Annotated in this window: 3 protein-coding genes; all 3 read left to right on the forward strand. The window is 74.2% G+C overall.

Annotated features, from left to right (window positions below; genetic code table 11):
* Positions 1 to 330 (forward strand): ACT domain-containing protein (locus PROKR_RS19465; protein ID WP_036965996.1); only part of this gene is annotated, 330 nt, incomplete at its 5' end.
* A 12-nt stretch (positions 331 to 342) separates the two neighbouring features.
* Positions 343 to 1,458, forward strand: coding sequence for a threonine synthase (thrC, locus tag PROKR_RS19470; RefSeq protein ID WP_245605898.1), 1,116 nt, complete (start codon positions 343 to 345; stop codon positions 1,456 to 1,458).
* The coding region (locus PROKR_RS35510) for a homoserine kinase (protein WP_036966285.1) at positions 1,458 to 1,895 on the forward strand (438 nt) is incomplete at its 3' end. The genes thrC and PROKR_RS35510, both read left to right, overlap by 1 nt.

The raw sequence follows: 1,895 nt of genomic DNA on the forward strand, positions 1-1,895 counted from the left end.
GCGCGCCACCGCGTGCTCGGCGGCAAGGGCCCGCAGGAGTCCACGTACGCGGCACGCCCGCTGCTCCCGGCGGACGCCGCGGTGACGCGCTACCAGGTCCGCCTGCTGGTGGCCGACCTGCCCGGCGTGCTCGCGCAGGTCGCGGGCGTCGTGGGCGACCACGGCGTCTCGATCGACACCGTGCGCCAGACGGGACCCTCCGAGGGCACCGCCGAGCTGCTCCTGACCACCCACGCCGCCCGTGAGGCGTCGCTGGCCGCCACCATCGCGGCCGTGCGCACGCTCGAACCGGTCCGCGAGATCACGTCCGTCCTGAGAGTCGAAGGCTGAACCGTGCCTGTGCTGCCCGCTGAACCGAACGTCCCGTCCGCCGGCTCCGGCGTCCCGCCCACCTCGCGCCTGTGGCGTGGTGTGATCACCGAGTACGCGGACCGCCTGCCCGCCCACCTCCAGCAGAAGATCGTGACGCTGGGCGAGGGTGGCACGCCGCTGGTGCCTGCCCCCGCGCTGTCCGAGCGCACGGGTGCCGACGTCTACGTCAAGGTCGAGGGCATGAACCCGACCGGCTCGTTCAAGGACCGCGGCATGACGGCAGCGATCTCCGCGGCAGCCGGCCGCGGCGCGCGGGCCGTGGTGTGCGCGTCGACGGGCAACACGTCGGCGTCGGCCGCCGCCTACGCGACGCGCGCCGGCATGCTCTGCGCGGTGCTGGTGCCCGACGGCAAGATCGCCATGGGCAAGCTGAGCCAGGCGGTGGCGCACGGCGCCCGCCTGCTGCAGGTCGACGGCAACTTCGACGACTGCCTGGTGGCGGCCCGCAAGCTTGCCGACACGCACCCCGTCGAGCTCGTGAACTCGGTCAACCCCGACCGCATCGAGGGCCAGAAGACCGCCGCCTTCGAGATCGTGGACGCGCTGGGGGACGCCCCGGACATCCACCTGCTGCCCGTGGGCAACGCCGGGAACATCACGGCGTACTGGAAGGGCTTCACCGAGTACGCCGAGTCCGGCGTCGCGAGCCGCACGCCGGCCATGTGGGGCTTCCAGGCCGCCGGCGCCGCGCCGATCGTCAAGGGCCACCCCGTCGACGACCCGGACACGATCGCCACGGCCATCCGCATCGGTAACCCCGCCTCGTGGGAGCTCGCCGAGCAGGCCAGGGACACCTCCGGCGGCGTCATCGAGGCCGTGACGGACGAGCAGATCCTCGCCGCGCACCGCATCCTGTCGGCCGAGGTCGGCGTGTTCGTCGAGCCGGCCTCCGCGGCGGGGGTCGCGGGTCTGCTTGCGCGCCACGAGCGCGGCCTCGTGCCCGCTGGGGCGCGCATCACGATCACGGTGACCGGCCACGGGCTCAAGGACCCGGGCTGGGCGCTGCGGACGCCGGACGGCGGCGAGGTGGAGCCCGTGCGGGTTTCCGCCGACGTCGTCTCGATCGCCGACGCGCTCTCACTCTGATGCAGCTCGGCGCCGACCACGTGCGGGTCCGGGTGCCCGCGACCAGCGCCAACCTCGGGCCCGGGTTCGACTCGCTCGGTCTCGCGCTGGCCCTGTACGACGAGGTCGAGGTGCGCCTGGTGGCGAGCTCCGACGTGGTCGTGGAGGTCGAGGGCGAGGGTGCCGGGGAGGTCCCCCTCGGGGAGGACCACCTGGTGGTGCGTGCGCTGCGGCGCACGATGGACCTGGCCGGCGCCGTGCCGACCGGCATCCACATGACGTGCCACAACGTGATCCCGCACGGCCGGGGGCTCGGCTCGTCGTCGGCCGCCGTCGTGGCCGGGATCGTCGCCGCCCGTGCCCTGCTGGCCGACCCACGCGCGATCGACGCCGCCACGGTGCTGGGGCTGGCCACCGAGTTCGAGGGGCACCCGGACAACGCGGCGCCCGCGATCCAG

It is taken from the genome of Promicromonospora kroppenstedtii DSM 19349, assembly GCF_000515355.1.
In the GTDB taxonomy this organism is placed as follows: domain Bacteria; phylum Actinomycetota; class Actinomycetes; order Actinomycetales; family Cellulomonadaceae; genus Promicromonospora; species Promicromonospora kroppenstedtii.